Consider the following 6,000-nt stretch of genomic DNA (forward strand, 5'->3'; position numbering starts at 1 on the left):
GTAGCGTCGACGCACCACGTCCGAAGGAGCCCTCCGTGCCCGACACGATCGCCGACATCCCCCTCACCACGATCGACGGCACCACGTCGACCCTCGCCGACTACCCGCCCGTGCGGCTGATCGTCAACGTCGCCTCCCGCTGCGGCCTCGCCCCGCAGTACGAGAAGCTCGAGGCCCTGCAGAAGAGCTACGGGGAGCGCGGATTCACGGTCCTCGGCTTCCCGAGCAACCAGTTCCTCCAGGAGCTGAGCGACGAGGACAAGATCAAGGCGTACTGCTCGACGACCTGGGGGGTCACCTTCCCGATGTTCGAGAAGGTCCGCGTCAACGGCCGCTCGGCGCACCCGCTCTACGCGGAGCTCACCAAGGCGGAGGACGAGAACGGCAAGGCCGGCCGGGTGAAGTGGAACTTCGAGAAGTTCCTGATCACGGCCGACGGCACGGTCCACCGGTTCCGCCCGACGGTCGAGCCCGACGACCCGCGGATCGTCGACCTGATCGAGGCGTCGCTCCCCGCCTGATCCCGCTCAGCGGCGGGCGCGGGGCGGAGCACGCCGCCCGTCGCGGATCAGCGGTCGCGGAGCCCCAGGGCCGAGCGGGCGTCCGCGGGCTCGACGCCCTCGGGGCAGACGATGTCCGAGACGTCGAACGGCGTCGCGCGCGAGAACGGGATCATCTCGATCCCGTCGACGTGACGCAGCAGCACGAGGCCGCCCTCGCCCTCGCGCAGGCTCCGGCGCACCTGGCGCAAGAAGATGCCGGCCATGTCGAGCTCGACGACGAAGGAGCGGCCGCTCACGTCGATCCGGCAGCCGATGACCGGCTGGGAGCCGACGGAGACGGAGTCCGGCACGCGGCGCGGCTCGATCGGCTGCTCCTTGCGGAGCGTCCGCACCGGGGTGAGGGTGGGCAGGCCGGTTGCTCGCGCGGTGTCCGTCATGGTCGTCTCCGTCCGTCGACGTCCGCCGATGGTTCCGGGGACGTCTTCTCGACGGTACTTCGCGTCCCCCGCAGAGGGGACGGGGTTGACGGCCGTGCGATCAGGGGGCAGCGGGGCCAAGGAGCGGCGGAGCTCAGGAGCCCTGGCGCTGCTCCTCGGGCTCCGGCAGGACCGAGAGCTCGCCGTGCATGCTGGCGACGCTGAGCATCTGCTCGATCCACGCGCGGTTGAGCTTGGGCTGGTGCGCCTCGGTGAAGCGGAAGTGCAGCGGCACCGACGGGTGCAGCCAGACGGAGCTCCGGCCGTGTCCGGTGGAGGCGTCCTCCATCCACGAGAGCGAGAAGGCTTCGTTGCGACGCAGCTTCGAGAGGACGGCGACCTTCAGGTGCGCGAGGACGCGCTCCTCGAATTCGATCTCGAGGTTCTGCGGTCCGTAGATGAGCGTGGCCACGGGCCCCCTTCGTTCATCGGGCCGGCCCTGGCGGACGGCTCCTCGGGGGACGGTATCCGCTCGGACCCCGGTGCGGGGAATCGGGCGGGAGACACGCCGGACCCCCATTGACAGTCCCGCGGACGGGACGTAGCACTGCCGGGCGTGCTGGGCGCCACGTTAGCCGACGCATGTAGCGAGAGTCGATGCTCCGTCGCGGATCTCCCGTCGGCCGGGGCCGGCCCGGGAGCGAGCGCGGGCACCTCCGGCTGCCGGCCGCGCCGCTCAGGATCCCGTCACGGCCCGGCCGGCGCGTCCCACCCCTCCTGCGGAGTCGCGCAGGTGCCGCGGAAGACGTACTGCGACGGAAGCTTCCGCTGGTGCGAGGACCAGTCGATCGCCGGCCGCCGCTGCTCCGGAGGCAGGTAGCCGAGCCGGTACACCGCCATCAGCTCCAGCTCGTCGGGCACGGCGAGCAGCGACTCGATCCGCGCCCACGCTCCCGGCACCTCCATCGGGAACGACACGAACTGGATCCCCATCCCCAGCTCGACCGTGCTCAGCCAGACGTTCTCCATCGCGGCGCCCATGCTGAACACCGAGTAGAAGGAGGAGAGCTCGCCCGGCCGGTACTCGGAGCGGTCGAGCATCACGCCGAGCAGCAGCGGCGATCCCGCGACGAGCCGGCGGTTCTCCTCGCCGAGCGTCTGCGGGACGCGGAGGGAGTTCATCAGGAACTGCCCGCGCTTCGTGAAGACCTGCTTCGTGAAGGGGCGGAGCGGAGCCGGCAGCTTGTCGAACAGCATCCCGTCGCGCCGCCGCTCCATCTCCTCGCTGCTGAAGCGGAAGTAGGGCTTGTAGCGCTCGAAGAACGTGCCGTTCGACATCGCGGTGGTCATGCTCTCGCCGCTGATCGCGGCGATCCGGTCGATCGTCTCGCGCTCCTCGACGAGCACGAACCGCCACGGCTGGCTGTTGAGCTGCGAGGGCGCCCGGCCGGCCACCTCCATCAGGAGCCGCTGGTGCTCCTCGGAGACGGGGTCGGGCAGGAACGCGCCGTTGGTGGTCTTCCGGCGCCGGACGACATCGAGGAACTCCATGCCTCGATCCTGCCCCGATCGATCGCGCAGAGGGGGAGCGGCGGCGGCCCGGGGCGCGCGCGGTAGCATCGAGGGTCCTGTGCAGGCTCGAGGGAAGCGGTGGAACGGTGAAGACGAGGGTCATCTTCTACCTTCTCGGAGGTGTGTTCGTGCTCGGCGCGGGCATCAACTCGGTCGTGGGCAGCGGCTTCTCGGTGCCGAACCTGCTGACGATGCTCTGCGGCGCGCTGATCCTCGCGATCGCCGGCTGGCAGGCGCTGCGCTCCTACCGCTCCGACCCCGACCGCGACGTCGAGCCCCCGCGCTAGAAGCCGGGGCGCGTCAGCGCAGGGCTGACCCGGCCCTGAGACGCTGGAGCACTCCTCGGCGCCGCGCCGGCCGCCGCGTCCGCCCGAGAGCGGCGAGCACGAACGGAGCCGCCGCCAGCGCGATCGCCGGGTGCCGACGTCCGTGCGTCCCCGCGAAGGGGATCACCGCCAGCGGGACGGCGGCGGGAGCCAGCGCGGACGCGGCGCGGGTGTCCGACCGTCGCAGCGTCGCCCAGGCCAGAGCGGTGAGCGTCGACGTGCAGATGTAGAGCGCGTGATGGATCCAGTGCCAGCGGCCCGTGCGGAGAGCGCCGGTGGCGACGGCGGTGCCGAGGGCGCAGTTGGCGGAGTAGCTGACAGCGGCGGCGCGCAGCCAGAGCGGACCGGAAGCGCTCACCCTCCGCCGCGTCCTCACACCTCGCCCCGCGCGAGCAGCAGCCGGTAGGGCGCCGCGCGCTCGACCCGCCACCCCTCGGGCGCCACCGCGCGCAGCTCGGCGGCGGTGAAGCTGCGCCGCACCGACAGCGACCCGTCGTAGTGGAGGAACGAGCCGGCCGCGATCGGTCGTGTGGCCAGCAGGTAGGCCGTGTAGGCCAGCCGCGAGCGCTCGATGTCGTTGTGGAGGGCGCGCGGGGCCAGGCGCTCGCTGTCGGCGAGCAGGTCGGCGAGCGACTCCGGCGACAGGTGGTGCAGCACGTGGTTGGAGGTCACCAGGTCGAAGTGCTCGCCCTCGGCGACCAGGTCGGCGCTGCTCGCGCGGCGGAACTCGACTCCGGGCGGCGCCGGCGTCGACGTGGCGAACGCGGAGGCGCGCTCGTCCGGATCGACAGCGGTGATCGCCAGGCGGAGGCCGTCCTCGCGGGCCCAGCCGGCGAGGGAGCGGGCGACGTCGCCGCCTCCGGAGCCGATGTCGAGCAGGCGGAACGGCTCGTCGGGCCGCAGCAGCGGACGCAGGCGCGAGCGGTAGAGGCCGCGCCACCCCGAGACCAGCCGGTTAACGGTGCCGAAGCGGGCGTAGGTGGCGTCGAGCAGGGTGCGGTCGCAGTCCGGGTCGTCCATCAGCTCCTGCTCGGAGACCTCGCGGTGGCGCAGGTCCGGCGCGAGAGGGGCTCGCGGAGTCACTCCCCGCCCCGCTTGGTGAGCAGCGCGAGCTCGACGGTGAGGCCGGGGCCGAACGCCATCGCGCCGATCCGCTCGCCGTCGGCCGCCTCGCCGTGCAGCAGGCGCCGCAGGATGAAGAGGACGGTCGCGCTCGACATGTTGCCGTTGGTCCGCAGCACCTCGCGCGACGGGGCCAGCTGCTCGTCGCTGAGGGCGAGCGAGGCCTGCACCTTGTCGAGGATGCTGCGGCCGCCGGGGTGGATCGCCCAGCGCTGCACGTCGCTCCGCTCGACCTCGGCGCCGGCCAGCAGCGGGGCGACGGCCGCCTCGATGTTCGCTCCGATGATCGAGGGCACGTAGGTGCTCAGCCGCATCGAGAAGCCGTGGTCGCCGATCGTCCACGCCATCTCGGTCTCGCCCTCGTCGGTGAGCGTCGTGGCGAGCGCGTCGAGCTCGAGCACCGGGGTGCCGGGCGCGGCCTCGCGGGCGGTGACGACGGCCGCCGCACCGCCGTCGGCGAAGACGGAGGTCGCGACGATCTGCTCCGGGTCGTTGGAGCTCGTGAGGTGGATGGTGCACAGCTCGACCGCGACGACGAGGACGACCGCCTCCGGGTCGGCCTCGCAGAACTGGCGGGCGGCGCGCAGGCCGGGGAAGGCGCCGTAGCAGCCCATGAAGCCGAGGTGGAAGCGCTGCGTCGAGGGCGCGAGGCCGAGGCGGCGGACCAGCTGGTAGTCGGGCCCCGGGGCGTAGAAGCCGGTGCAGGAGACCGTCACCACGTGGGTGACGTCCTCGGGGGTCATCGACGCGGACGCGAGGGCGCGGCGGGCCGCCTCCGTGAAGAGCTCGGGAGCGCGCTCGGTGTAGACGGCGTTGCGCGCGGCCGTCCCCGGGTCGAGCACCAGGCCGCTCCCCGCGTCGTAGAAGACGCTCGCACCCTCCCGCTCGACCCGGTCGAGCTCGTCGACCACCGTGCTGCGGGTGTCGATCCCGGACGCGTCGAAGGCCGCGCCGATCAGGCGGGACCCGAGCCGGGTCATCGCGGGCTGGGACGCGAAGAGGTCGCGCACCTCGGACTGACGCAGGACCGTGGTCGGCACCGCCGTCTCGATGCTGCGGATGTGGACACTCACCCGCAGGAACCTATCGCGGAATCCTGCGGGTGAGCGGTGCCCTGGAGCGTGATCAGAGGATCGGCTTCCCGCCGGTGACGGCGATCGTCGACCCGCTGATGTAGCTCGCCTCGTCGGAGGCGAGGAGGACGTAGGCGGGGGCCACCTCGGCCGGCTGCCCGGGGCGGCCCAGCGGGACCTGCTCGCCGAACTCGGCGACGGCCTCCTCCGGCATGGTCGAGGGGATCAGCGGCGTCCAGATCGGGCCGGGCGCGACCGAGTTGGCGCGGATGCCCTTCTCGCCGAGCGCCTGCGCGAACGAGGCGGTGAGGCTGAGGATCGCCGACTTCGTGGCGGCGTAGGGAAGCAGCTGGTACGACGGCTGGTCGGACTGCACCGAGCTCGTCGCGATGATCGACGCGCCCTCCTTCAGGTGGGGCAGCGCCGACTTCACGAGGTGGAAGTAGGCGCTGATGTTCGTCGCGATCGTGCGGTCCCACTCCTCGTCCGGGATGTCGGTGACGCTCTCGCGGCTCATCTGGAAGGCGGCGTTGCTGACGAGCACCTCGAGGTGGCCGAAGCGCTCGACGGTCTCGGTGACGACGGCGCGGCAGTGCGCCGGGTCCTGCAGGTCGCCGGGGAGGAGCAGCGCCTCGCGGCCGGCCTCCCGGACCCACTTGGCGGTGTCCTCGGCGTCGTCGTGCTCGTCGAGGTACGAGATCGCGACGTCGGCGCCCTCGCGCGCGAACGCGATCGCGACGGCCTTGCCGATGCCGCTGTCGCCGCCCGTGATGAGGGCGACCTTGCCGCTGAGGCGGCCGGTGCCGCGGTAGGTGGTCTCGCCGTGGTCGGCCTTCGGCGTCAGCTCGGCCTCGGTGCCGGGCGGTGTCTGCTCGGGGGATTCCGGAGTCATGACTGTCCCTCTCGTGTCGTCGGTCGGTGTCTCCATGCAAGCGGGTGGGAGGGTCTTCTACGACGCGGGGAGCGGCCTGGTGCTCGACCCGGGGGC

Annotated in this window: 9 protein-coding genes; 2 read left to right on the forward strand and 7 right to left on the reverse strand. The window is 72.2% G+C overall.

Annotated elements, in window-relative coordinates; genetic code table 11:
- Positions 1-35 precede the first annotated feature (35 nt).
- On the forward strand, positions 36-521 hold the full coding sequence (locus tag C5C53_RS15285; protein ID WP_244229546.1) for a glutathione peroxidase: 486 nt from the start codon (positions 36-38) through the stop codon (positions 519-521).
- A gap of 47 nt (positions 522-568) precedes the next feature.
- On the opposite strand, the gene C5C53_RS15290 is transcribed toward C5C53_RS15285, so the two are convergent.
- The 3 genes from C5C53_RS15290 to C5C53_RS15300 all read right to left on the reverse strand — a co-directional run bounded on the left by C5C53_RS15290 (position 569) and on the right by C5C53_RS15300 (position 2,470).
- On the reverse strand, positions 569-940 hold the full coding sequence (locus C5C53_RS15290; protein ID WP_104223778.1) for a hypothetical protein: 372 nt from the start codon (positions 938-940) through the stop codon (positions 569-571).
- 133 nt (positions 941-1,073) lie between these two features.
- A complete protein-coding gene (locus C5C53_RS15295) occupies positions 1,074-1,391 on the reverse strand; it encodes a hypothetical protein (RefSeq protein ID WP_244229547.1) in 318 nt (105 codons plus the stop codon).
- Positions 1,392-1,666: 275 nt separating this feature from the next.
- Complete coding sequence (locus C5C53_RS15300; protein ID WP_104233823.1) at positions 1,667-2,470, reverse strand: nitroreductase family protein; 804 nt, start codon at positions 2,468-2,470, stop codon at positions 1,667-1,669.
- A gap of 107 nt (positions 2,471-2,577) precedes the next feature.
- Here C5C53_RS15300 and C5C53_RS15305 point away from each other — a divergent pair, with 107 nt between their 5' ends.
- A complete protein-coding gene (locus C5C53_RS15305) occupies positions 2,578-2,778 on the forward strand; it encodes a hypothetical protein (RefSeq protein WP_104223776.1) in 201 nt (66 codons plus the stop codon).
- Positions 2,779-2,791: 13 nt separating this feature from the next.
- Here C5C53_RS15305 and C5C53_RS15310 read toward each other — a convergent pair whose 3' ends face one another.
- Genes C5C53_RS15310 through C5C53_RS15325 form a run of 4 tightly spaced genes read right to left on the reverse strand, consistent with a single transcriptional unit; the run spans position 2,792 to position 5,904 of the window.
- Positions 2,792-3,175, reverse strand: coding sequence for a hypothetical protein (locus C5C53_RS15310; protein WP_104247377.1), 384 nt, complete (start codon positions 3,173-3,175; stop codon positions 2,792-2,794).
- A gap of 14 nt (positions 3,176-3,189) precedes the next feature.
- Complete coding sequence (locus C5C53_RS15315) at positions 3,190-3,900, reverse strand: class I SAM-dependent methyltransferase (RefSeq protein ID WP_258060494.1); 711 nt, start codon at positions 3,898-3,900, stop codon at positions 3,190-3,192.
- Positions 3,897-5,012: a type III polyketide synthase gene (locus C5C53_RS15320; protein WP_104250783.1), complete on the reverse strand. Its 1,116-nt coding sequence runs from the start codon at positions 5,010-5,012 to the stop codon at positions 3,897-3,899. The genes C5C53_RS15315 and C5C53_RS15320 overlap by 4 nt, the downstream gene beginning before the upstream one ends.
- A 52-nt stretch (positions 5,013-5,064) precedes the next feature.
- A complete protein-coding gene (locus C5C53_RS15325; RefSeq protein ID WP_104233826.1) occupies positions 5,065-5,904 on the reverse strand; it encodes an SDR family oxidoreductase in 840 nt (279 codons plus the stop codon).
- Positions 5,905-6,000: the final 96 nt, after the last annotated feature.

It is taken from the genome of Rathayibacter sp. AY1E3 (assembly GCF_002932235.1).
Classification (GTDB): domain Bacteria; phylum Actinomycetota; class Actinomycetes; order Actinomycetales; family Microbacteriaceae; genus Rathayibacter.

Coding starts and splice junctions, on each gene's coding strand:
- C5C53_RS15290 (WP_104223778.1), bottom strand. CDS start 940: ATGACGGACACCGCGCGAGCAACCGGCCTGCCCACCCTCACCCCGGTG.
- C5C53_RS15300 (WP_104233823.1), bottom strand. CDS start 2,470: ATGGAGTTCCTCGATGTCGTCCGGCGCCGGAAGACCACCAACGGCGCG.
- C5C53_RS15325 (WP_104233826.1), bottom strand. CDS start 5,904: ATGACTCCGGAATCCCCCGAGCAGACACCGCCCGGCACCGAGGCCGAG.